Source organism: Oceanobacillus sp. NCCP-135 (genome assembly GCF_059698015.1).
On the sequence record NZ_BAAKSZ010000039.1, the window covers coordinates 1 to 23,867 of the forward strand.

The 23,867-nt window shown below is 36.1% G+C and carries 20 protein-coding genes; 6 read left to right on the forward strand and 14 right to left on the reverse strand.

From position 1 onward, the window contains the following. Positions 1-249 precede the first annotated feature (249 nt). The 4 genes from AC6HVZ_RS17785 to AC6HVZ_RS17800 all read right to left on the reverse strand — a co-directional run bounded on the left by AC6HVZ_RS17785 (position 250) and on the right by AC6HVZ_RS17800 (position 2,692). Complete coding sequence (locus tag AC6HVZ_RS17785) at positions 250-492, reverse strand: hypothetical protein (protein ID WP_064206581.1); 243 nt, start codon at positions 490-492, stop codon at positions 250-252. 172 nt (positions 493-664) lie between these two features. Further along, entirely contained in the window at positions 665-1,234 is a 570-nt protein-coding gene (locus tag AC6HVZ_RS17790) for a chlorite dismutase family protein (protein WP_101169397.1), read from the reverse strand. 278 nt (positions 1,235-1,512) lie between these two features. Next, entirely contained in the window at positions 1,513-2,508 is a 996-nt protein-coding gene (locus AC6HVZ_RS17795) for an ISL3 family transposase (protein ID WP_497559476.1), read from the reverse strand. A 40-nt stretch (positions 2,509-2,548) separates the two neighbouring features. Then, positions 2,549-2,692: a hypothetical protein gene (locus tag AC6HVZ_RS17800; RefSeq protein ID WP_497559477.1), complete on the reverse strand. Its 144-nt coding sequence runs from the start codon at positions 2,690-2,692 to the stop codon at positions 2,549-2,551. Between the two features lie 400 nt (positions 2,693-3,092). On the opposite strand from AC6HVZ_RS17800, the gene AC6HVZ_RS17805 reads away from it, so the two are divergent. The 5 genes from AC6HVZ_RS17805 (at position 3,093) to AC6HVZ_RS17825 (ending at position 6,478) form a co-directional block, all read left to right on the forward strand. Continuing rightward, a complete protein-coding gene (locus tag AC6HVZ_RS17805) occupies positions 3,093-3,482 on the forward strand; it encodes a thiol-disulfide oxidoreductase DCC family protein (protein WP_497559478.1) in 390 nt (129 codons plus the stop codon). A 97-nt stretch (positions 3,483-3,579) separates the two neighbouring features. Next, positions 3,580-4,143 carry an SdpA family antimicrobial peptide system protein gene (locus tag AC6HVZ_RS17810; RefSeq protein ID WP_497559479.1) on the forward strand — a complete coding sequence of 188 codons (564 nt, stop codon included), beginning with the start codon at positions 3,580-3,582 and terminating at the stop codon, positions 4,141-4,143. Continuing rightward, the gene (locus tag AC6HVZ_RS17815) at positions 4,128-5,099 is read left to right on the forward strand and encodes a sporulation-delaying protein SdpB family protein (RefSeq protein ID WP_497559480.1); all 972 of its coding nucleotides are present in this window, start codon (positions 4,128-4,130) and stop codon (positions 5,097-5,099) included. Before AC6HVZ_RS17810 ends, AC6HVZ_RS17815 begins: the two co-directional genes overlap by 16 nt. A gap of 76 nt (positions 5,100-5,175) precedes the next feature. Further along, positions 5,176-5,787 (forward strand): sporulation delaying protein family toxin, encoded by a 612-nt coding sequence (locus AC6HVZ_RS17820; RefSeq protein WP_497559481.1) that lies wholly within the window; start codon positions 5,176-5,178, stop codon positions 5,785-5,787. A 178-nt stretch (positions 5,788-5,965) separates the two neighbouring features. Then, a complete protein-coding gene (locus AC6HVZ_RS17825) occupies positions 5,966-6,478 on the forward strand; it encodes a DUF6141 family protein (protein ID WP_497559482.1) in 513 nt (170 codons plus the stop codon). A gap of 440 nt (positions 6,479-6,918) precedes the next feature. On the opposite strand, the gene AC6HVZ_RS17830 is transcribed toward AC6HVZ_RS17825, so the two are convergent. Further along, positions 6,919-9,978, reverse strand: a complete 3,060-nt coding sequence (locus tag AC6HVZ_RS17830; RefSeq protein WP_497559487.1) for a Tn3 family transposase — start codon at positions 9,976-9,978, stop codon at positions 6,919-6,921. Between the two features lie 202 nt (positions 9,979-10,180). Here AC6HVZ_RS17830 and AC6HVZ_RS17835 point away from each other — a divergent pair, with 202 nt between their 5' ends. Further along, positions 10,181-10,786, forward strand: coding sequence for a recombinase family protein (locus AC6HVZ_RS17835; RefSeq protein WP_497559483.1), 606 nt, complete (start codon positions 10,181-10,183; stop codon positions 10,784-10,786). Between the two features lie 14 nt (positions 10,787-10,800). On the opposite strand, the gene AC6HVZ_RS17840 is transcribed toward AC6HVZ_RS17835, so the two are convergent. From AC6HVZ_RS17840 to AC6HVZ_RS17880, 9 genes are all read right to left on the reverse strand, one after another. Further along, entirely contained in the window at positions 10,801-11,259 is a 459-nt protein-coding gene (locus tag AC6HVZ_RS17840; protein WP_497559484.1) for a transposase family protein, read from the reverse strand. 171 nt (positions 11,260-11,430) lie between these two features. Further along, entirely contained in the window at positions 11,431-12,090 is a 660-nt protein-coding gene (locus AC6HVZ_RS17845; RefSeq protein ID WP_299091102.1) for a 4Fe-4S cluster-binding domain-containing protein, read from the reverse strand. A 20-nt stretch (positions 12,091-12,110) separates the two neighbouring features. Further along, complete coding sequence (gene nrdD / locus AC6HVZ_RS17850) at positions 12,111-14,054, reverse strand: anaerobic ribonucleoside-triphosphate reductase (protein WP_299091099.1); 1,944 nt, start codon at positions 14,052-14,054, stop codon at positions 12,111-12,113. 710 nt (positions 14,055-14,764) lie between these two features. Beyond that, positions 14,765-16,330 (reverse strand): Tn7-like element transposition protein TnsE, encoded by a 1,566-nt coding sequence (locus AC6HVZ_RS17855; protein WP_497559485.1) that lies wholly within the window; start codon positions 16,328-16,330, stop codon positions 14,765-14,767. Then, positions 16,293-18,185, reverse strand: a complete 1,893-nt coding sequence (locus tag AC6HVZ_RS17860; protein ID WP_497559486.1) for a TnsD family transposase — start codon at positions 18,183-18,185, stop codon at positions 16,293-16,295. Before AC6HVZ_RS17860 ends, AC6HVZ_RS17855 begins: the two co-directional genes overlap by 38 nt. 11 nt (positions 18,186-18,196) lie before the next feature. Then, entirely contained in the window at positions 18,197-19,810 is a 1,614-nt protein-coding gene (locus tag AC6HVZ_RS17865; RefSeq protein WP_299091093.1) for an ATP-binding protein, read from the reverse strand. Beyond that, positions 19,803-21,938 (reverse strand): TnsB C-terminal domain-containing protein, encoded by a 2,136-nt coding sequence (locus AC6HVZ_RS17870; protein WP_299091091.1) that lies wholly within the window; start codon positions 21,936-21,938, stop codon positions 19,803-19,805. Before AC6HVZ_RS17870 ends, AC6HVZ_RS17865 begins: the two co-directional genes overlap by 8 nt. After that, entirely contained in the window at positions 21,935-22,756 is an 822-nt protein-coding gene (locus tag AC6HVZ_RS17875; protein WP_299091090.1) for a TnsA endonuclease N-terminal domain-containing protein, read from the reverse strand. Before AC6HVZ_RS17875 ends, AC6HVZ_RS17870 begins: the two co-directional genes overlap by 4 nt. Positions 22,757-22,785: 29 nt before the next feature. Next, complete coding sequence (locus tag AC6HVZ_RS17880; RefSeq protein WP_299091087.1) at positions 22,786-23,664, reverse strand: hypothetical protein; 879 nt, start codon at positions 23,662-23,664, stop codon at positions 22,786-22,788. Positions 23,665-23,867 lie beyond the last annotated feature (203 nt).

Sequence of the window (23,867 nt, forward strand, 5' to 3'; positions counted from 1 at the left end):
TCCAAAGGGGTAAATCTTCGCAACTTTTTTATAAACATCGCGACTTTATTTTAAATCCACAAAAACTGTAGAGTGATAATAAAGTTGTTTAATTTTAATACCTAAAAACGTATAACCCCGTCCTAGTATGGGAACGGGGTGAAAATAAAGTTATTTAACTTTTGATGAAGATGACTTCATTGCACTTAAAAATATAACAATAAAGTCGTTTAAATCTAGGAGTTTTATTCAACAATCGCGCCCGTTTGCTTAAACATTCTTTTTAGATGAAATTTTCACAGTCATTATGATTCCTATCACTAACTCAATAATAGCCAATCCTAATACATACAATCCAATTGATGGGAGCGATAAGATCCCTAAAACAATATGGAAAGCCATTGCAATATATAAGCCTAGTGTTTTTTTTAGATAAATACTAAAAACTGCATAGATTAACACGGCTACCATAAGTCCGACAGCGACATAAGAAATCCAGTCAGTAAAAATCATTTTAACCTCCCTTTCCTCAACAATATGGCTCTTATGTACAGTACAATACGGGCGCTGATCCTTATTCCGGAAGTGCGCTCTTATATGGAATAAGAAACTTTATATATCGCCAATTCTCTCTAAACGGGCTCATAAATCAATGACTTTTGATGGTTACTTTAATCGGCGGCTTTCAGTTGATGGAAGGTTTATCTAGGACTAGCCTAATATCCACTTCTCGAACTACGTACTTCCATTCTGGAGATTCTCGAAGAATAGACACTAACTCTTCAAACTCTTCCGAATGGGCGGGCGAATACTCAAACCAGGTAAGAAAATCAAATGGTTCGCCAACAAGATCATGGGAGTGGTACAGCTGACGCGCGATGGCCGGTAAATATCTTAATCCTATCGTGATATGTTCAGATTGTGCTTCCAATATTGCACGTCTTTCGTCTTGTGCAAGCTCCCACCAAGCTTCAGATTTTTTGATCGGAATCAAAGCGGCGCATGTATCTCCCTCCCTACCCAAAGGAGGTGATTTAGCATCCAATTTTTCTTTCTCCTGGCGTGTGGTATACCACAAATTGCTTGTAACACCGTGTAGTACCCACTTGGTTTCGGCCTTCGATGGCATAATAAATTCATTGACTATTTCCAAGCGGTCTATGGGTTCCAGACCATTCCCTGTCACGCTGTTGATGGACACAACCTTCCACGACCCATTATATCCACCAATAAATGAATACATTTTATTTGACATAATATTCCCTCCCTATCCAATCATATTTTATCAGGTAGCTTATTAATTCCGTCTCCCCCAGCACCTTTACTCTAACTCTATCACAATTAACAGCATATTCCTTCACAATCGATTATTATTCTATCCAAATACACGAAAACTTTCCTCAACAATATGGCCCGATTGCTGTATAATCTTATATTACCTTACCACAGTAACCCCCTTTAGATAAAGCATATCCAAAGAGGCAAATGGTTTAACTTTTTTAGGGTAATCGGAAAATAGTGTGGAAAGAGGGTTTAAAATGTACCCTCTTCTATAGCCTCAGTCAGTGTGGAAAAATCAGCACCATAAATTTCTTCATACACCCATTCATAACCAGTTTGTGACCAACTTGGGAATTGATCAGGTAACATTTTTCCGAAAGTAACTTCAACTTTTTTGAATTTCTTTTTCTTTTTAACTTTACGATAGCCTTGAGTAAACAAAATCTTTGCTCTAAGGACTTGAAAAGAGTAACCACGACCAACATGGTTCATTGTCTTAATTAAACGATTCAGGGACTCCGTATAAGCGTTTGTAATGGGAGAATTGAAATAATTGAATATTTCTTCTTCCCAATTATTCATAGCCTTAATCAGATCTTCAAAATAAGTCATTAATTCTGTAGGTACATTTGAAAGCCAATTTTGATAGAGTTTATAGGCATCGTTGATTGATTTGGCTTCATAGATGTCAAAGAATTGCTCTTTGAGCTCATAAGCCTGTCCAAGCAATGGAAAGTTTTGAGTCCATATTTGTAGCTTTATCTGGTCATCAAAGTCTGTTAAGTCTTTACTCCTTGTAAGAAGCACATAACGATCTCTCATAAGTTGTCTGCGTTCTTTTGCTGACACATTTTGACGATTAGCTTTTCGGATTTTCTCTAAGGCTTCATTGGCTAATTTAACGACATGGAATTTATCAATTTCGATTTTGGCATGTGGTATCATTGTGTTAACAGCACTCTTATAAGGATTCCACATATCCATTGCTACAAGTTTAATTTTTTCAATATCTTGGAGCTTTGTAAGATAACTGATAACTGTATCTTTATTACGTTTTCGTAAGATGTCAATTACTGACTTGTTTTCAACATCTGTGATGACACAACGATAGTTTTTAAGCAAATGAACTTCATCAATACCAAGCCATTTAGGAGTTCTAAAATCAGTTTGAGCTTCAAGTTGGGTGTTTTTGCCCAACACCTCGAAAAGGTATATTTCAGAATTATCAAAAAATAATAATTGATACATTCAGTCACCAGTATCGGTAAAGTGTCGTTAACAAGTTCCTTTAACTTCTCTGTTTTACTAACGGGCGGCATTGTTGTGGGTCCGCCTCTTCCATACGTTCTTTTGTCCAATATTCACTTGGTTGCTCTTCTTGTTGAGATTCAATTTCCACATAATTATCCTTATCCTCATAATCGAATACCATTATTATAATAAGGTTTGAAATAATTAAAACCGTTACTAATATGAAAATAAATATAAAAAACATTTTTGTATTAGTAGCAATTGTCTCAAATTTTCATGCTAAACAACTAATATGGGGATAATCTCTCCAACCACAGCATATCAAGAAATCCTAAGTATTTCTAAGGATTAAGAAGATACTAAGAGAACAAATGACCTGAACGTAAAACAGCGCTAAAAATAACCGAATAAAGGGATTGACTTTAATTTTTTGATGATTTATTATAAAATGTAATTTTTGTAATAATTATTTAATTTAAAAAATTATTAGTCAAACGAATGATGTCTCATGGGTGTTATAAATAACCTTCCATATCAATTAATTGATTCAGGTTGAATATTGTTAAATAGGAGGTTGAGTAATGGAAAATAAACTTAAAATGATAGTCCTTTACGACAATTGGTGTCCAATGTGTGAACGTGTCAAAAATAATATTGAAAAACTAGACTGGCTTCATTTAATTACAATGACTGGATTTAGGGATCAAGAGAAAGAGCTAGGAATTCCTAAAAGTAACCTAGAAAATCAAATGCATGCAATAATATTGCGTAATAATAAGATTGTTTTTGGTTTTAATGCATTTATATCTATCTCTTTACGAATTCCATTATTTATATTATTTTGCCCAATATTAGTATTTTTTAAACTAATTGGAATTGGACCAAAGGTTTACGATAAAATTGCTAGAAATAGAAATATTGCTCTAACAGGACATTGTAATGGGGATGAACCATGCATCATTAAAAAATAATACTTATTCACATTAGTATCTTTTTATATCTGGTCAAAGGAAATGTTTTTATAAAAATCTATTATTGTAAGATTTAATAAATAGGCAGGAGTATATAATGTACAAAAAAAAACATACATATAAAAGTATTAATAATAAAGTAATAGGCATGGCTTTCTTGTTAATTGTTTTGATATGGTCTACCTTATTTTTTTACTCAATACATAGTATGTTGCCGGGTTCTCCGTTGAAACTACCTTTCTCGGAAAAAATACAAACTAATGAATGGTTCCCGCAAAATTGGGGATTTTATAGTCGTGATCCCAGGACTGACCTATTTTTAGCATATGATGACAAAGGGGAATTGGCAGCTAATTGGCCCAATAGTTCTATTAAAAATGCATTTGGAATATATCGATATGGTAGAAGTCAAGGAATAGAAATAGGTTTATTAAAACAAAGAGTTTCGGAGGATAAATTCATTGAATGTGACTCAGGATACGAAAATTGCAAGGAAAATTTAACTAGTTACAGTGTAAAAAATCCTTTGGTATATCCAACAATATGTGGACAATTAGATATTGTTTTAAAAGAGCCCGTCCCTTGGGCTTGGAGTGAACACAAAAATATTGATATGCCGTCAAAGATTGTGAGGTTAGATGTATCTTGCTCGAAAGATTAGGTAGATTTGTAACTAAATGGACTAGGAGTAGCTCCCCTTGGTCAAATGTTTATGGATTAGCAAGAACTATTATTGCTTTAATGTTAGCGTTAACACTATCTATAAATGACGCTAGTATTTTATTTCACCCTGCGGCAGGGATTCCCGAATATCCACAATGCAATACTTCAGGTATTAGCATCTTTTGTTTAGTCCCAAACGATTATCTTTATCTTAATATTGTTAAATGGATTGCTGTAATATTGTTGATAGTTGTTGCTTCTGGATGGAGGCCACGAATAACAGGAATTATTCACGCATGGATAGCATACAGTGTTCAGGTATCTGCTATTACTATTGATGGTGGAGAACAAGTTGCTATGGTAATCTCCATATTACTTTTACCTTTAACACTTACAGATCCAAGAAAGTGGCATTGGAATACATTGCTAGAAGGTTTTCACTATAACTCAAATATATATACTGCTTTATTGGCAAAACTTAATATGGTATTCATAAGAATACAAGTTTCAATAATTTACTTCCATAGTTTTGTTGCAAAACTTAAAGAGGATGAATGGAGAGACGGTACCGCAGTCTATTACTTTTTAAATGATAGCATGTTAGGTGCTCTTCCATTTTTATCTGAACCATTAAACTTTTTACTAACTAGTCGATTCGTTGTAGTTTTTACTTGGGGGACATTGGTGATCGAAGCATTTTTGTTTATTGGATTATTCTTATCTAAAAAGTACTGGAAATACCTATTATATATTGGAATATTGTTCCATAGTGGTATTGCACTAATTATAGGATTATACTCATTTTCATTGACTATGATTGCAGCGCTAATTTTATTCTATAGACCAGTAGAGTCAGAGTTTAAATTGAAATCTATTAGTGATTTTAAGAATCTTATAGGTTTTAATGCAAAAAAACAGTCACATGAAGGAGGTGATTTGGATTTAAACGCCTAGAAGATTGCATTAGAAGAGGGGGAGGGGATATCAAATCGGTCACGAAACATGAGTAATTAAACCAAAGGAGGAAATCATGTTAAAAAAGCATTTCATTACCATTTTATGCGCATCCTTGTTACTTACAATGATTTTAAGTGGTTTTGCTCACGCCAAATCGACAATGAACCTGGACGATTATGATGGCCAAACCATATACAGGGGGCTAGCTTTTGGTCAAGGTCCTGTTAGTGAACTACTCCCTAATGCTTGGACTGATGAGCTAAAGAAAGCAAATAGCACGGAAGAAAGTATGGAAACAGTAGATCAAATTATGAGCGAAATGGAAAAGATAGATCCCGACTTTTTTAATGAATTTGAGAAGGCAATAAAAAGTGGGGAACATAAAAATATTTACAGTGCGATAGTAGATGGTTCCAATCTTATACAAAAGGCTTTAGAGAAGTCAAACTTGGATTTAACAAGTCAAAATCACCCAGATAGTGGTGTTGTAATGGCTGCAGTTGCTGTAGGTATAGTGTTTGTTGTTGGAGTATACGTTATTAATACCGCAGTTGGTGCTAACAGTGTTGCTGGTGTTAATGTTGCAGCATTATATAATAAGACAAAAGGTCCTAATTCTGTATCTGGTGATATTCAACTAGAAATGATTGTGGATGACATTGCAGAATCTGTAAATGAAAACTAATTTTTTCATTTTTGCGGATCTTAGAACACATAAAATATCTTAATTTTTACTAATAATAGTCTCTTATATATTTTTTGAGACAGAACCCTAATGATATAGTTTTGTTTTATTTTATCACTAAACTGCAATCGAGTATTTATTGTTGTAATAGTATAATAATCGGTAGGGAGGGGGTCACATGAGAGAAAATAATAATAAAGTTGTATATCAAGAAATACAGCGCCCTAAACAAATTTGGTTGTGGCTATTGGTCTTATTAAATGTGGGTTTCATGTGGTACTGGTTTATTAAGCAAATTATTTTTGGGGTTCCAGTAGGGAATAATCCCGCACCAGATGCGCTAACAATTGTGTGTTGGGTTATTTTCGGAATCATAATACCCGTGGTTTTCCCAGGGTCAATAAAGTTGAAAACAGAAGTTCGTAAAGATGGGATTTATATTCGTTTTATACCTTTTCATTTGCGATATAAGCAATACCTTTTCAAAGATATATATCAGTATGAAAAAATTACCTATAACTCGTTAAAACAATTTGGAGGATGGGGCGTACGTATCAATGCTAAAGGTGAAATGGCTTATAATATGAGTGGTAAAGAAGGAATAGTATTAAAGTTGAAATATGAAACAATTGTAATTGGAACTCAAAAGTCGAATGATTTGCAAAAAGCAATAGAATCTGTAAAAAACTGAGACTCCGCATGAAAAATACGGAAATTATCTTTTTTGATATCTCCTCTGAGCCCATATTGAAAAAGTATCGCAAATAGCTTGACATATCACCTCGCATCCGGCTCTTCGCATAAAACGATGTGGGTGTAACTATGTTCAAACGATAATCCTTGGAGAACTATGGGCTCTTTATCAAAGACGATGATATTTATCCGGTAATTTCCCCTGCTTTTAGAACGTTGATCAGTTCAATACTAGCTCGGTGCGCAAAGGCCGTCAATGTTCCCGCTTTATCATCCTATTTGAGAATGAGCCAACTATGCTAAAGGTATATATCGCTATATGTACAGGAGCCAGAGCAGGATAACTGAGTCCAGCAGTGTGTTAAATGGATTTATACCACTTGATTATTCGTGCAGTAGTCTTTTTATAGCACATAAATTAGCACAAAAATAAATGATTTACTCCGGGAATACTTTTAGCTGAGCCAATTCCTGAATGATGGCGTCCATGTTGACCGATTCATGGAATTTATTAAATTCGTAATGGCCATATAAATTGATGTGTTGCCATGCCACTGGCGAAATTTGCTTTAATACATCTGAATTCTTCCCTTGGTTTTCTCTGTAAGTCAACATATTTGATAAAATGCTGGCATTGTAATAGATGATGCAATTAGCGATGAGACGGCTACATTCATTCCAAATTTGTTGTTCTTGTTCGGTTTTGAAGTGCAGTTTACCAAAATTAGCATGCGAGACAGCCCGACGTAATTTATGGTAACTCTCACCCCGGTTTAAGGTTCGTTGCACATTCCGGCGTAAGGGTGGCGAATCAATGTAATCCAGAAAATATAGGCTTTTGATGATGTTATCGTACTCCCATAATGCACGCTTGGTTTTGTTTTTACGAGCATAAGCACTTAATTTCCCAACAATGATGCTTTGTGTTGTGGTTTTAAGAGCCAAAGATAAAACAATACGCTGTATATTCTCCCATTCCTCGGCAATCAGATCTGTGTTGATTTTTCGAACGGGTTTGATCAATATATCGCCGTATTGACTTGGATGTTGGAAACCGTATAATGATCTGCTGACGGTGCCATAAATATCTTTGTAACGAGGGGCAAACTGATAACCAAAAAAGTGCAGAATGGAAAAATTAACCTCATTGGTTCCATGAGTGTCGGTAGAATGCACTTCAGGCTGAACGTCAGTTGTGTTGTTATATAGGATATCAAATACGTAATGACTTTCATGCTCATTCGCCCCAATAATCCGGGCGTTGACGGGAATATGGTTAGCAATCATGGTGTAAGAAACAATCCCTTTTTTCAAGCCAAAATATTTAGGTGAATGACGCGAATTCATGGTATTAATTTGCGTCTCGAATTTTTGGCCATCACTGCTGGAATGAATGGTATCGTCTATATCGTAATGGTGAAAGATTGGCAGCTCTGTTACTGCATTACTGATCCGATCATTGGCTTCCTTTAACGTCTCTAATCGAATAAAGTTATCGGAAGTAGCCACAAGGGAAGGATAACGGATATCAGAGATTTCCCCCATTCTTCCCAAGCCCATGTTTGTACCCCAAGCAATCAGACAAGCGACTAAAACATGATCCTCTCTTGACCGTTTGGCATAACGACCTAAAATGTGATCAAACGCTTCCATAAAAGAACAGTGTTGATTGGCGTAATGTAAAACACTTCCAATATCAATCGGTCTCAGTGCATCAAAAAAGGTATGATTGATGGATTCCATATCTCGAGTATTGGAAAGCGTCCATCGGCTATGAGGTCCCCGTTTTTTATGGACATGTTCATTTTCTCCAGACGCTATACGTTGGTTGACCTCCGTTAAACGTTTTTCAAGCCGTTGTTTTAATTCGGCTAAATGTTCATGGATAGGCTGATAAAAAGTTGTTAAACCAGCATCAGCTAACAATTTGTCTTTCTGTTGCCACTTTTCATCATCAATGAGATCATCCTCAAAACTACGAAATCGGATGCTTTCACGACAAAAAGCATCCCCTGCTTCCAGTCGATTACGTAAAAGCCGATAAATAAGAAACTCATAGCGATCTACCTTGATGGTCTTTTCTTCCTCAGGTTCTTGCTCATAGATGTAACGCTTTATATTATCCGATATAAAGCGCTGAGGTAAACTTTCTGCAGCATATTGCCCTAACGATTTATTTTGATGAAAAGCCCGTTTTATAAAATCAATAGCCTCCATGAGTGGATCATTTTTGGAGGGGGCTGCAAAATTAACCATAAGCAGCAAAGGTCGTAAATGACGTTTAAATTGACGAGCTAATTGATCAATATGTTCCCACTGGAGAGCTGCTTCATCCATTTTTGCATTCGTGGCGATTTGATTGGCAAGGGAAGTAAGTTTTTGGCGTTCCAAGATAGCAAAGGCCCTCGCTTGAATATCGCCAAAAGGGGTGTCAGCCTCAATGCTGTCGTCAGTGAGTATTTGAAGCACCTCGCCAGCCCTTTTCATGTTTTGCCGATTTTCTGCATAGTGCATATAGATTTGATCTTTGGCCGTTGATTTGGCTTCATCAATGTATCGCCGGACATTGTAAATGAAAGTATTGATAAGATTATCGGTCACTCGCTGATAACGATAATAAACAAAACATAATAAATAAACGTACACCAGCCACTTATCCAGCCTTTTGAGTTTATAAACAGAGTAATAATTGACCAATGAAGCAAAGTATTTGATGCTTTCATTTGAAACGCCTAATTTGGGCAGCAGTGTGTGAGCGAGTTGATATAAAGACTTAATTTGTTCACCTCGGGCAATCTCACTCTTGATTTCTTTCAGGCTAAAATCCTTTGGCTCACGTTTGAGTAGTGTGATTTCATACAACCCTTGAGTATCCTCGAGTAATGTCTTCAAAGCTTGAATATCAGGCTGTTTTAGATGGTTCTGCATGATGGCGATTAATCGATTCTGTTCAAAGGTAATCGCCCGACTCACAGTTTCTTGAATAAAACTGTATCCTGGTACAACAATTCGTTGTTCATTTAAATAATTCATAATTTCACGGAAAATAAAAATTGGTTTACCAGAAATGGTGACGGAATGATAAGCTTTTTTCTCAATTTGTTTTCTTTCTTCAGAACCACAACTGTGGTAATCAAATCGTTCAAGGATTAATTGCTGCTGCTTGAAACGAGTCGATTTATGAACGGTACTCAAATCAACCATTTTTCTATCATTAAAATGTTGTTTTAGCACGTATTGGAGATCTTCCTTCACTTCATGGAGTTCAAATGTGAAAAATAACTGCTTGGCTTTGAAGTAACCAAGCTGCAGCACGAAATAAACTTTAGATTTAAAGGAGTGCAGACTTTGTAATAACTCTTTCTCGGGTTGGGAAAGGGAAAAATAATAACAGCGATCTTCGTATGTAAAATGCGGTCTTTCGAAGAGTGCTTTGAATTCATCTTCCCCTAAAATGCTTATTCGTTTTTGTTGGGTTCCGGTGGTTTGAACAGTCATCGTTTCTCCTTCCTTTCCCTGTTTCAAAAAGTAAGCTTTTTGAAAGTGTGCTTTTACTGTCATTTTATCTGTCATAAGTATAACATAAATTGTTTTGAAACATGGCTATAAACTTGTAGATATTTTGAAACAAATCTATAATAGTTATATAAGTTATATATTAAGAAAATCCATCACTCATTTTTGGAAGGTGTGAAACGTCGTGAGATCTTTTTTCTATGCAAGGGTTAGTAGCAAAGACCAATCGTTAGAAAGACAACTTGAAGCTGCCAAAGACGTTGGCATTCCAGAAGAATATATATTTGTAGATAAAGCAAGCGGAAAAGACTTTAAGAGACCCGAATACCAATTGATGAAACGAATGTTTCGGGCCGGAGACGCTTTACATATCAAGTCATTGGATCGTTTGGGACGTAATAAACAAATGATTTTGGACGAATGGCAAGACCTTGTCAAAACTAAACAAATTGATATCGCTGTATTAGATATGCCTTTGCTTAACACGATGAAATATAAAGACTTGGATGGTCTTGAAACCTTGACTTCCGATTTAATCTTGCAATTATTAAGTTATATGGCTGAGGACGAGCGCAAACGAACAAGAGAAAGACAGGAAGAAGGCATTCGCATTGCCAAGCAAAATGGTGTTAGGTTCGGAAGAAAAAAACATGAGATTGATGATACTTTTAGAGCTGTTTATCCCGAATGGAAACAAAATAAAATCACAGCTGTCGAAGCCATGAAACGAGTGGGCATGAAAAGCAATACGTTTTATAGAAGAGTCAAAGAATATGAAGCGAATTTTTAATGCCTGGATTGACTTTATTTTGTAATATTCTGAAATATACCTTTTCGAGGTGTTGGGCAAAAACACCCAAGTTCAGCAACGTAGTCATTAAAGATGTTTCGTACAGTCTTTTCGTCAACGCCAATCTCTTCTGCAACACTGGTAAACGTTTTTTCAAGACTTGCTTCTTGAATCCAATTTATTAGCCTATTAGTAACAGAACGATTGACATCCATATCTGGTAGATTTTCAAAAAATGTTTCATTACATTCCCTACATTTATATCGTTGGCGATTGACATAAATACCGACACGTTTTGCGTGCATTGGCAGGTCGAAAAATAGCTGTTGTTTCTTACCGTGTTTAAATAAGTTTGCAACGGTACCACATTTTGGACAATGTGAAGGAGATAGAGCAGTAGACTCAACTAAGAATCTATAATCATATTCACTTTCTTTCATATCCAGAATCTTAAAGTTTGGTAGATTGAGCATATTAGTTGTCATTATTTCATTTCCTTTGTTTTATGATTATTTACTTGCAGGGGTAACGTCAAAAAAGTGCGGAATTACTACGCTAAGATCGTTTTTCTAACGTTTCCCATGTTAAAAGTCTCGCAATCATCGTATATATATGGATGATCCACGAGACTTATGTGTTTACTATTAACTTACAGGATAAACGAATCCATTCAGAAAATAAGGCACAATGCTCCCATGATAGGCTTTTCTTTCCTCTACAAAATGCCTTATCTCTGCAAAAAACGCCTCATCTAGCAATGGATATTGCACTGTTCGAACTTGGTCTAAGATTGAGTTATGTTCAATTACTGCGTCAACACTTGCGATTAATTGATCAACAAGTTTTTTGCTTGGTGTGATTCCCATAATATCTTTATAAACTTGAGCATCTTCTTTTATATCCAACACATGGTATGGTAATTTCATGTCGATATGGACACCATCAACAAGGTTTTCCTCATATAATGTTCGCAACTTTTGGTAATAAACTCCGCTAGTTGTTACAATTATTTTTCCATCAAAATGTGCCCTCACTTGTTGCAATAGGTCACGCACTTCATCTAATGGGTTAATCAGAAATTCGCCTCCACTGAACATTACGGCATCGAACAAAAAGCCACTTTTCTTCAAATATTCATATAAATCATCTGTGGTCTTATATTCTTTTGGTGTGTTAGCGATGATTTCATCATAATTGTGACAGCCAAAACAATGAAGGGGACAGCCTGACAATGAATGAATCAATAACGTCGTATGATTAGGCAGGTCAGTAAATGTGCGAATAAAGTTATTGTATAGTTTCATTGTGATGTAATCACCGCTAATTAACGGTGAACAACCTCCTTCAACACATCCTCTTTTAATCGTTTTCTAATCGTCCAATCATGTCTTCTCGCTTTCGACCAGAAGTTATATTTCCCTTCATAATATCCCCTATCATCTACATGTATGTTGTTTCTGGAGATCATTTTCAAATAACCAATAACCCTGCTGAAAGTTGCAATATCTTTTGATTCACAGACTGGGCATTGATGAATGTTTTTGGCATCTTCGGCAATGATTTTTTGACCGCAACTCATACAAGACGTAATAGTTGGTGTCAATGTAATATAATTAATCGGTTTTTCAAATATTTTATCCAAATATTTTGCTAAGGCTTCTGGTTTTACTTTTGCTTCAAGAAAATGATGTAACACACTGCCAGATGTAGCGTAGCCTTGGAATTCGGCACTGTTTTCCAATTGTTCTAGGAAATCCTCTTCAGAAAATGGAGTCATACAGCCACTGGTCAAGTAAGGATTATCTCCTTCACCTTGTACAAAGATTTCTTGATTATTTGCTTTTGCCCATTTAAGGTCATGGCGTGCAAGTTTGATGGCAGCATTTTCGGCAGGGGCATACTCAATTCCACATGCCACTTTATCCCTCACAATAAATCCATTTACAATCTCCGTCATGCATTGCATAATTTCATGAGCAATCATTTTACCATCTTTATCTTTAATTCCATCCTTATAGCCTAAATTTATGAGACCTTCGTTCATTCCAGTAAGGGCGAACACATTAAAGTAGTTTTTTAAGTCTTTATTAAAGGCGAAGAAAGTCGGGTATAATTCCTTGTTTTGTTCAATCCACCTTCTCTTTTCCATGTGAGCTTCCTGCATAACTTCCATGTATTCACGTAACTTCACTTTGACGAGATCCATGTCATGTCCGAATTCCAAAAGCACTCTATTCATGTTTAAATTGAGCACCTGTACAGCACCTGTGGAACCTGTTGATGATCCGAAAACACCACCACCGGCTTTGGATAGTGTCTCTAAGTTGATTTGCAATCTGCAACAAAGGCTTCTACTCACCTCTGGGTCTTTTGCTTGAATGAGCGGATTTAATGCTTTGTAATACGGATCCTTAAATGGCTTTGTTTTAAAGTTCTCAAAATATACACCACCCCAATGATACATTTTATCCAATAGTTCGATAAATAATGGATTTTGGTAATTAAAGTGATCATCAATTTGCACTGTTAATAATGGGAAGGTAAAAGGAATCCCATCACTACCTGTCCCTTTTTTCATCACATCAATAATAGCTTGGTTTATACGGTCAAAGTAAGTTGCTGGTATATCCTTATACTGTATATGTCGTCCTTCACCACCGATGACGATATATTGATCTTTTATTTCTTCAGAAGGTTTCCCGAACTCTAATGTAATATTAGAAAAACTGCTTTGTGCCCCAGATCTAAGTGGCATATTTAGTTCCCAGATAAGACTTTGAAACAATTCTACGAGTTCTTCATCTGTGTATGTAATACCACGACTTTCCTCATCAAATAAATAAGAAGCTGCAATGGTTGATAGTTGTGCTAGCATGACTGCACCTGAGACTTGTTGTGATACTAATGTAACAACATTACTAAAATGCCGTAATAAAGTTGAAATCCGCTTAGTTGGCCTGGAAGAAATCATATTTTTAGCCAGCGACGGAATACCTTTTGTAGCAATGTCCATACAGCTAATGGATACACAATATGGTGCAAGCTGCTTATCGTGCACATAGACAATTCCCTCATCATATAACTCTTTTATTTTTGGTGGGAGAATGTGGTTAAAAAGAAACTCTTCCTCCGCATGATTCGTTAAATTATGCCTTAAAAGCGGTAAGGAATAAACATAATTACTGTTTTCATGCCTAAGATAATCTGTTTGCTTGCTTTCTTGTTGTGATGTAAACTTGTCGATAATATCAATCGTATTTCGGAACATGCACAAACCTCTCCTTTAGACTTTTTAATTATATATCTTGTTAATTCTTCATTATCTTAACACAATATATAGCATCAACTCGTGATATAAGTCACTACATATTGATTTTGTTTAAGAAAAAGGTTTGATGCGGTACCCCGGGGAGGGTAGTCTAACAGAATGAAAATATACTCTTACCTTCAGAAAAACACCATCATTATTACATTCTGATAAAGGGCGAAAAATTGTTGAAGAACTATAAACAGAATCTAGGAGTCATAAAATTTGGACGGATTTCGATTCTAGCAAGTTGATTATGAGGTAATCAACTTGAAAATGGGCCTATTGTTATTAATTTACGGTACCCCTATAGCTATAATCGGTGTTTTTTTGAAGTCAATAATCCAATCTGATCACATTGATGAAATGTACGAATACTAACTCTTACTAATTAAGCTATTTCTGTTACTTTTTTATCCATCTCTTTTTGTGGAGAACTTCATAAGAGATTCCACACTATTATCCGATTTATAGTATGTTGGATGTTATCTGTTTAATATGGGTATTCTACACGATAATCCGAATACCCCTTTTTTATAAACGGTTCATCTTTATTTTTAAAACCACAATTAGAGAAGTAATTTTAATAAATGTGCAAAGTTTTTACTTTTTTTATTATATTCAGAGAGCGTTGTTAAACGATATCTGTGAACCCTTAAATATTAGTACTACTATAGGTAGTATCTTATCCTTTGAGCCCAATTCCTTGCAGTCTCATTAGAATGTCTTACCTTGTGATGTACCTGATTTTTTAAGAAAGAATTACTCCAACTTCCACTATTTAAGACCAACTTGTTCAGTAATCCTTTAATATGGTTTTCACTACTATAAGTTGCTACTGACGAAGGTACAATTAATGTAGATAAGGAGCGATTATCCGGAACAGCTACTTCAAGTATGAAGGACTCTTTAATCCCATTAACCACTTTAACAATAGCACAAATTCTCCTTCTCCCGTCTGGCAAATAGGAAAATTTTCTTCCTAATGGCAGATAAACAAAATTTACAGATACACTTAGATTTTTATAATACCCGGCAAGATACCTGATCATCGCAAAAAAATGGTCCAATCGGTAGTTCATATATGTATCAGCAATTTCCATGGATCTAAATTCTATAGGCGTTATTTTACCGCCAAATATTGATTCGTCTAATCCAACAACACTCTGATTAATTCCCCCGCCACGACCAGAGTTTGAAATATATTCATCTCCTTGGTTCACATTTTGTTCTTGTTTTGGTATTCTATTTACTATAGTTGATTGACGGAAAGCTATCTGAGTGGGTTCTATATCAATGACCGGTTGATTTGCATCCTCTCTTGATCGCTCTCCGTTGTTTTCGTTTAATACATGTTCTTGTGACTGTTCCATTTTTGACAGTCTCTTTTTTCTTTTATCTGGTGTATACAGACGCTTTTTTATTGATTTGTGTTGAATATTCAACTCTTTGAATGGCGGATCAGCGAGGTCTGATGCCAGCCATTCTAATATTAGTATTTCGTTATTTTTTCGTAATCCTCTAACGGTTAGGTTGAATTCATCTGTATCTGGCATTGCCATTTTCATTGGAGTTCCTTTTAAATTTGGACCATTTATCATCATTGCATAAGCATTACTTTGAACGGAAGAATACGATTGTTTCATTTCAGGATGTAAATATAGCCACCCAAAATAACGGGCAAAATCATCTGTCATTATTGTGCCAGGGATTTCATCGGAAAAGTTAATCGCTGCTTTTCGGTTTTGATCTATAGATACTTTATTTACTAAAAAATCGAGCCCGTTTGGTCGCAACAATGCGTTTGTAAGAATCTTGTTAATCGCAAAAAATGCTCGTATCATTTCTGTTTGTGGAGTATGATACGTTATACCACCTGATTGAAATGACCACATATACTGATTCATTAACACTGGTTTCTTATAAAGAAAATAATTAAAGTTCCTACAAACATTAATCGCTTTCGAAATGGATCCATTCTTCAAATTATCCACTTGAATTTCGTATAATGTACCCCTCTTTTGTGTTTGCATTGGCAATCCACCGTGATAAGGTGTACCTATCCTTAACAAAGGGAGGGCTGCCATAGGAAGGGTTATTATAGTGCAATCATTTTTATGGACAAATGCAGCCTGTATGCGCCATTGTTTATTTTCTAATTTGACGTTTCCAATCCATTGCAGTGTTACTAATTCATTTTTAAAAGGCCATGGTCTGATTTTTAGAATCTTGATCACCTGCTTTGTAATTCAATATTTCTGTTTTCAATGCAATTTGTACTTCCTCGCTTACGTCATCACGGATTCCAGCTAAACGTCTTACCTTCCACTCAATAATTTCTTCCCCTTTAACTTCCAATTGTCCGCATGCCCATTTTATTCTCCTTATTTGAAACTGATGTCTTGATTCAATATGTTCTTCTATATACTTTTTCGTCATTGGTAACTTTGCTAAATGCTTTTCAATAAGTGATAACTGATTGATTTCTTTACCGATACGAGTTTTATTTACATAAATTGGCTTGTCGTAAGCGTACAGCTTATTAATTATCTGCTTTACTTGAAATAATATTTCTTCATCCCTTTCTGTCCAGTTCACTCTTTTTGAAGTCTCAGCCTTTCTTACTTGTTTCGGTGAATGCTCTTTAAACCAATTTCTATTGTTTCGATAATGCCAAGCATATAAGGCAGGTACTATTTTTCTTAATTGTGTAACTGATTTTTCTGGATACATCTGTATCAAATCCAGCCATTCCTTTTGCTTAGTTGAAGTTATGTTCTCAGTAGATTCTTCAGAAATACCTTCTTCTTTAAAAGTGGGTCTAGTTGCGTATTTCTTAACCGTCCCTATATCACACTGCAATTCCCTTGCAGCTGAATACCAACTTTTCTTTTCTATATGAACTAACTGATTTAACTTTGATTCCCATATATGTCCAAATTGTTTAATGCGACCAACCTTTAAGTTGTCTTCTTTTACTTTATCAGGCCCTCGTCTTGAATAAACAAAACCACAAGAACAACTGAATGTAGCCACAGGGCGCCTTGTATCCGTGCATAAACTCATTCGCACATCTGTAATGACCCTTTCCTTAAAGTGGCTCGCAGCAGGATTTAAACAGTAATAGGGAGCTTCTCTAAATGGATGATACTCTTTATATCCAAAATTATAAAATGTTTCTACTGATTCACCAAGAAAATGGATAAATAAAATATGGCGTAAAGGATGAAAGGATTTACGGTGCTTTCGAGTGATGTTTTTAATCCAGCAAAATGGATTTCCATAACTGACCGAAGATTGGACGACACTCAAAAGCTCCTCACCATAAAAAAACTGAAACTGCTCAACTAACCTTTTCTGATCAACTTTTCCGTTAATATTTGAAAAGCCCTTTTCTTTTAAAAGATATTGATAGGCTTTTTGGATGCCTTCAAATGTAAACAGGAAATCAGACGATAAGAGTTCCTGACTTTGTCTAGCAATCATATTTAAGAAATCCTTAGTCTTATCCGAATATGAAGCCTGTAGAAAAATACTTGGACAGTTATCTTTTGTGGCAGCAACAAATTCATGTTTTTCAGTGTTTCTGAATTTTACAGTTGAATCACATAAATAATCACCATGTTTCAAACAAGTGAAAACACCCGGAAATTGGTGTGATACATGCCAGTAAGGTTCCCCTTTCTTTTGTATATCCTCTTGAAGGCATGTCGGACAAAATCGGAGAAACATCCATTCCTTTACCACGCTCGCTGCTATTCCTGTCATTGTATGTATAGCACCCGGTTGATTTTCTTCGACCATTGCCTGATATACTTTCCCTCTTACGATTTCCGGTTGAAAGACTGTATAATAACGAAACAGCGTATGATTAAAAATGAGGCTTTCTAATGACTTAATATCAAAATGCATAATACGTTCGTAGAACTTATCTAAATAAGTCGGCAAATCCGGAATTGCAATGGTATTTGCTGAACCAAATAAATCCTTCATGGTTACTTTCGGGCTGACGTTGCAGGAACGAATATGATATCGGGAAAACCAGCTATAAAGCAATTCATCCTCATAGATGGAAGGGAAAAAGGATAGCATCTCAAAGCCCCCTAAATAACAAACTCGTCTAACGGATTTTTAATATAATTCGAATCTAGCAGTGACTCATATGCAGAGCGTTTCTTCTTCTTTCCTTGATTAATTAAGTTCTGAAGGTGGTTAGGTATGGTAGCTTTCTTTTTAATTTTCGGCTTTTGTTGTTCTTCAATATAAGTAAGAGCCTTTTGCATCAATTCTGCTTGAGATGAATCTGGAAAGCGCTTCAGAACGTTCGTCGCTGCTTTTTCTGAAAGATTGGCATCCATATCTAGTCCAATCAAAGCAAGAATGACCTTCTCCAAGACCGAAGATTGTTGTTTTTGCCTTTCTTCTGCTCGTTTTTCTTTTTTCTTTTGTATGGTAGCTTTGATATCAATGTTATGGGATCGATATTGGAGATACTCTTCAATATCCATTGGCATAATATCTTCATACTTTTCAATCTCTGATGGCAAGCCGGATTTGAGTGCTTTTAACATTGGTTGTACAAGCTTTAAATCATCACTGGCCACCTTTCGAATCATGGCAGGCGTAATCGTTTCTGCTTCGGTTTCTATCGCGCGACCTTGTGAAAGAGCGAATAATTTCACCGCAATGTCCACAATCCCTTGACTTTGATCATACAATGTTTCATTCAAATCCCGGGTTAATTCAACTCTATTTTCAATCCATTGGTATTCCCACATGCTTTCAACAAGAACATCCCAATCATCGCCTTTTTTCATTTGCTGCCAAACCATATCACCTTGGCCACTGCCACGACGTGCTTGTCGAAAATCCTGTTGCAGAACACTTCTTGCCCTCATCGTGCCAATCATCATTACAGGAATGCCGATTTCATTAACCAAGGTCACAAAAAAGTTCATCATTTTCTCAGATCCACTGTCCTTTGCCGTTAACAAGTGCTGTATCTCATCAATAATCAAGGCTCCAATGCAATGTAATCTTGCAATTTGCCCCATCCTCGTCACCATTGAACTAATGGAATTTCGCTTGCTTCCAAACCGATCGTAGTAATTGGTTCCCAGCAGCCGGTCTATTTTCAAGAAAAAGTCCATGCATAACGATTTAAGTGAGCCGTCATGGGGGCAATTCAGTTTAAGCCAAACAATCTGGGTAAGGTTAATCGGGTGCTTATGAATGATTAACTGTGGGTAGAGTGACAAAATCCTTTCAATCGCTGTCGTTTTTCCAATGCCAGAAAACCCCATTAACGTAAAGCTGGAAGCTGTAGAGCGAATATCGTAAGGAACAGCTTGAGCTTGTCCCTTCATGACTTGATGAGCCTCATTTAACTGCCTTGTATAGCCAGGAGAAAGGGGATTGCGTCCAACATATCCATAACGCAAAAGCCTCGAAAAACGCTGTTCTAAATCAAGGTGCTGCATGACTGGCTGAAAAAAGCGTTGTAACCTTGGTATGGCATGATAACGAAGATGAGGGGATAACATCCGTTCTTTTTCATCATAATCTGGATGATAGCTTAGCTCATCAAACGCCTCTTCGAGAGAAAAAATTGGCGGTAGTGCTCCAATTAAAGGATTTCCTTGAAAGTCAGGTAATTCTTGCTGATGGTATTTTGCAACTTGAGCATTTGATAGCCCCATTTCCAGTTGATCATTCATCTTCCTTTTGCCCCTTTCTCCGGCGTAAAAATTCCTTTATGGATGGACGTGCATATTTTTCTTCATCATCGCTTTGATCAAATGGCAGTACTTCGGCGTTCTTTTTGTTTGGTTGTTCATCACCTAATTTGAGGATTTCTTCTTGACGCTTTTCACGTTCTGCCTTCCGATGTCCTTTAATGGATCTCGTCTTTTCCGCCTTGCTAATATCTTTTGATTGATGTTCATTTGCATGCTTCACCGCAGGTTTTACAATTTCATCTACTTCACTGATAAAATCTATCTCTTTTTGTAGTTGACCGTGTTCTGCTTGTTTGTGCATCTTTTTCTCATGTTCTAGTAAATAGTTTATCTCATCTAATGTTCGGTTTGCATAACGCTTTTGGTAATCTAGCAGGTGACACGGTTCACCATCACTATCCAATAAATAAATGGTAGACATATCCCTCGGGTCATAGCAAACTGACACTTTCCAGCTTCCTTTTTGCCTAGCTGTTGGAAACCATGATTCCTTTATGGCTTGTTCACAGCTATATAACATATTTTTCAATTTAATGCCTTTAAATGTAACGGTAGCTTGTGATTGAGGTAATAAATGCATTTTGACTGTTTTCTCTGGAAAATAACGCAGCTTCCCAGAACGGTTTTGAATCCCCCAATTCCACAGTTCTAGGGGAGTAGGTTTTACTTCATCTCGAATCATATCTTCTTCACGAAGATAGTCTTTTAAATAGTGTTTCGTATTATAGTAGATCACTTGCTTAATAATCAGTTGTGTAAATTGTTCCAATGTAAGTTTTGCATCAAGTCGGTAGTCTCGTGCACCACGCTCCCGAAAATCTTTTTCCACATAGCCCGGTAAAAACGGCTTTACTTTACGTTGAATCGTATCAAATTGCTTCTCGACAATGCCTTTCCAATCGGCTCGATAGGGAGCAGCGTTTTCAACATGGAGATTAAAGGCAGAAATCAATCGCTCTACATGAAAGCCTTCAAACTCACCTCTATCCGCTAAAAGAACATCGGGAAGATTCTCACACGGCCATGACGATTTAGGAATATCTATGCCAAATTCACGAGAAAAGACCTGTTTATCGGTAACCACATTCGCAAGTGCCATCATCGCTCCTGTCCAAGATGGCCCTTCTAAGCCAATATACATCCCGACAACCATCCTGCTAAATACATCAATGACGAGGTAAACAACTGGACGACCAATAATCCAGTCAGAATTATAACGTGAGATTAAATAGACATCTGCAACAGTGGCATCGATCTGATAACGTGAACCAGGTCCAGTTGTTTCTGTAGTAGATGATCCGAGAACGGCACGAAAGTCTTTTTCGTATTTTTTCCGACCTTGTCTCGCCACCATAGATTCTTGAACGGTGTATTCTTTGCTGTACCAGTAGCGAAACTGAACAATAGTTGGTATCTTTTCTTCATCTTCAAGGATGACTTTGGAAACGCCGTTTTCATAATAATAATCCTTTGCATAAAACTCACGAACCATCATTTGATAAGCATCTGTCAGTTTATTTTTCTTTGTCGTTAAGTAGTATTTTTCTAAGGCAACTCGAAAAATTTTCTTCGTTTGATCGTCAATATTAATCCCTGATGTATCTTGTTTTCTCGGACGCCCTCTCTTTTTTGAGCTTGCCTTTTTCTCTTTTCCCTTTCCTCCGGATTTATGATAGTCCGGTAATAATGCATTTGGAGTTTTGCCTCTTTGCCAATATTTACGCAGATATTTACGAACCGTTGGATAAGAAACATTGTACTCGTTCATTGCATTTCTTATATGTTCTGCTCTTTTATTTTTTTCGTAAATAGCTGGCTCTTCGTTAACGATATTTCCAACAACAGCCCATGCTTTGTCTCGCATCTCTATATTTTTCTCTGACTCTTCTGCTTTTCTTAAAAACAAAAACGGATCTTCTTTTATCTTAATCAGTTGCTCCTGAATGATTTCGTCAATTAGTTCAGCCACTGATCGTTTAAAGGGCAGGGATTTATCATCGTGGATGTCGATCAAATAAGCAATAACATTTCCATCATCAATCCAAAGAATTCGAAGGGTATCTTTTGTATCTTTATCCTGCAATAACTCGTTCACTAATAACATCATGTTGCCAACCTCTTTTCATTTGGCTGCTTAATAGGAAACTCTAATAGACTGATAGAATTTGAAACGCTAAAAGGTATGTTTATATCAAATGTTATCTTCTTTGTTGCTAGCAGATGCTTCAACAAGGACAAGGCACTACCTTGGTCAAGATGATAAATTTTATCAAAATGACGTAGACACTCACTAATTGTTTCAGTACAATCATGTATGTAATGATAAAAGTCAGAAATTAGTTGATGGTCCATAGAATCTGTAATTTCACGTGATGGATGCAACCACTCAATGTTCTTTACAACATCTTGCGGTAGCTCCTTTTCAGATACAATTCCCCAGTCCACTTTCATTTCATCCCAATACTCACACTCAATTTCAAACTTTTCAATGATACGAGCATCGTTAAGTTGATCACTAGGTTTAATTGTCCGAGCCAAATATGATATATTGTTTCCCTTTCTTAAGGTAATGAAGAAATCTGTTGTTAATACAATTGGAGTCTGAGATGTTGTGTCTAAAGGATGTTTAATATGTTTAGTTTCAGAGATTTGTAGTGTTTTTTCACGATTTAAGGGGTATTGTTCACGAATATCAATTATTTCATCTGCCCATTCTAATAAATAAAAGTAATTACGTTCTAGGTCAGAGAGTAGATGATGAATGCGTTTTGTTTTCCATCCATTTATCCGGTGAGCGCGGCCAGATGAGGGCACATCCTGAATAGTGAGCCAGGGCTTATAATTAGAGAGTTCACCCTGTCCTCGACCTTCTTTTTGATATCGGGCTATTTTAGCTTCCGTCCATTGATTCTTTCGTTTTGCCATGTTAACCTCCTCATTATTGATAAGGGTATTTAGTGTAAAGGACCAAGCTTAATAAATAATCGCGAATTTACTTCAAACGCATAAACATCATTTTGTTCAATCCCAAGACAAAAGTGTAATACGTTTCCTATCTCAATCCCTTGATTTCTAATATCTTTAATTAAACTCCCGATATTACCTTTTAAATAATCTTCATAATCTCTAAGGCGTTTGGAATAAAAATCACATGATCGAACAACTTCTATGCTGTGCCCCGAAGTTGCGTATCCCATGCCTATCGGACCATATACTGCTCCTTTTTCAGCTTCTACAAATGCTACAGCGTGAGCTTTTCTTAATTGCTTTATATGATTATCTGTAAGCTGAGGGGATACACTATGAGCACCCTTCATTCGGAACCTTTCGATAGAATTTGGCCAATTATTGTGAAGGCTTGTCTCCATTTTTTGTTTAGCCCAGCTTCCATGCGGCATTACATCAATAAAGTAAGCATTTTGGGCGTCAAAACGAATAAACAAAACAGGACCAGTCCTCTTAATAAAATCGGAATTGCTTTCCATTTTAATACCTAGGTGCAGATGATGAATTCCCCAGTCATTCAAAAGATCATCGTGATAATTCAAATCTAGGATCAACTTGCTTAAATGGGGCTTGATATCTAAACCTTTTTCAATCTTTTCCTTAACTAATCTAAGTCCTGGTTCCAAATTCTTTGGACAAGTAAATTCTTGTGAGAATAATACATTACGTGGTTTTGAAGGGGTTAGTCTACGTTGCAGGTTAAAATACTGAAAACATACATCTTGTGAAGATTCTGCAGGCTGGTAATTCATTTCGATAAGCTGATTCCGAAGACGAGAAATCCAATCACCATAAAAATCAACCTTGACATCATAGGCATGTGGCATATTGTTTCTCCTTTAATTCTAAAAAGTTTGTTGGGAGTAGGCATTAGTAAGCACAAAAAAATCACGTGTTAGTAATTACTTCCATCATACTACTAAACACGTGATTTTTAAATAACTTTTTTATGAATTAAACAACTTTATTACAGGACTCGGGACAATTAAAAGTCTTCAGGTATAGAAACCCCAAGAACCCTATTAAATCA

What these genes read in the sequence shown, in the direction of transcription:
- AC6HVZ_RS17785 (WP_064206581.1), bottom strand. Translation starts at nt 492, where the DNA reads ATGATTTTTACTGACTGGATTTCTTATGTCGCTGTCGGACTTATGGTA.
- AC6HVZ_RS17790 (WP_101169397.1), bottom strand. Translation starts at nt 1,234, where the DNA reads ATGTCAAATAAAATGTATTCATTTATTGGTGGATATAATGGGTCGTGG.
- AC6HVZ_RS17795 (WP_497559476.1), bottom strand. Translation starts at nt 2,508, where the DNA reads ATGTATCAATTATTATTTTTTGATAATTCTGAAATATACCTTTTCGAG.
- AC6HVZ_RS17800 (WP_497559477.1), bottom strand. Translation starts at nt 2,692, where the DNA reads ATGGTATTCGATTATGAGGATAAGGATAATTATGTGGAAATTGAATCT.
- AC6HVZ_RS17805 (WP_497559478.1), top strand. Translation starts at nt 3,093, where the DNA reads ATGGAAAATAAACTTAAAATGATAGTCCTTTACGACAATTGGTGTCCA.
- AC6HVZ_RS17810 (WP_497559479.1), top strand. Translation starts at nt 3,580, where the DNA reads ATGTACAAAAAAAAACATACATATAAAAGTATTAATAATAAAGTAATA.
- AC6HVZ_RS17820 (WP_497559481.1), top strand. Translation starts at nt 5,176, where the DNA reads ATGTTAAAAAAGCATTTCATTACCATTTTATGCGCATCCTTGTTACTT.
- AC6HVZ_RS17825 (WP_497559482.1), top strand. Translation starts at nt 5,966, where the DNA reads ATGAGAGAAAATAATAATAAAGTTGTATATCAAGAAATACAGCGCCCT.
- AC6HVZ_RS17830 (WP_497559487.1), bottom strand. Translation starts at nt 9,978, where the DNA reads ATGACTGTTCAAACCACCGGAACCCAACAAAAACGAATAAGCATTTTA.
- AC6HVZ_RS17840 (WP_497559484.1), bottom strand. Translation starts at nt 11,259, where the DNA reads ATGCTCAATCTACCAAACTTTAAGATTCTGGATATGAAAGAAAGTGAA.
- AC6HVZ_RS17845 (WP_299091102.1), bottom strand. Translation starts at nt 12,090, where the DNA reads ATGAAACTATACAATAACTTTATTCGCACATTTACTGACCTGCCTAAT.
- nrdD (WP_299091099.1), bottom strand. Translation starts at nt 14,054, where the DNA reads ATGTTCCGAAATACGATTGATATTATCGACAAGTTTACATCACAACAA.
- AC6HVZ_RS17860 (WP_497559486.1), bottom strand. Translation starts at nt 18,185, where the DNA reads ATGCTATCCTTTTTCCCTTCCATCTATGAGGATGAATTGCTTTATAGC.
- AC6HVZ_RS17865 (WP_299091093.1), bottom strand. Translation starts at nt 19,810, where the DNA reads ATGAATGATCAACTGGAAATGGGGCTATCAAATGCTCAAGTTGCAAAA.
- AC6HVZ_RS17870 (WP_299091091.1), bottom strand. Translation starts at nt 21,938, where the DNA reads ATGATGTTATTAGTGAACGAGTTATTGCAGGATAAAGATACAAAAGAT.
- AC6HVZ_RS17875 (WP_299091090.1), bottom strand. Translation starts at nt 22,756, where the DNA reads ATGGCAAAACGAAAGAATCAATGGACGGAAGCTAAAATAGCCCGATAT.
- AC6HVZ_RS17880 (WP_299091087.1), bottom strand. Translation starts at nt 23,664, where the DNA reads ATGCCACATGCCTATGATGTCAAGGTTGATTTTTATGGTGATTGGATT.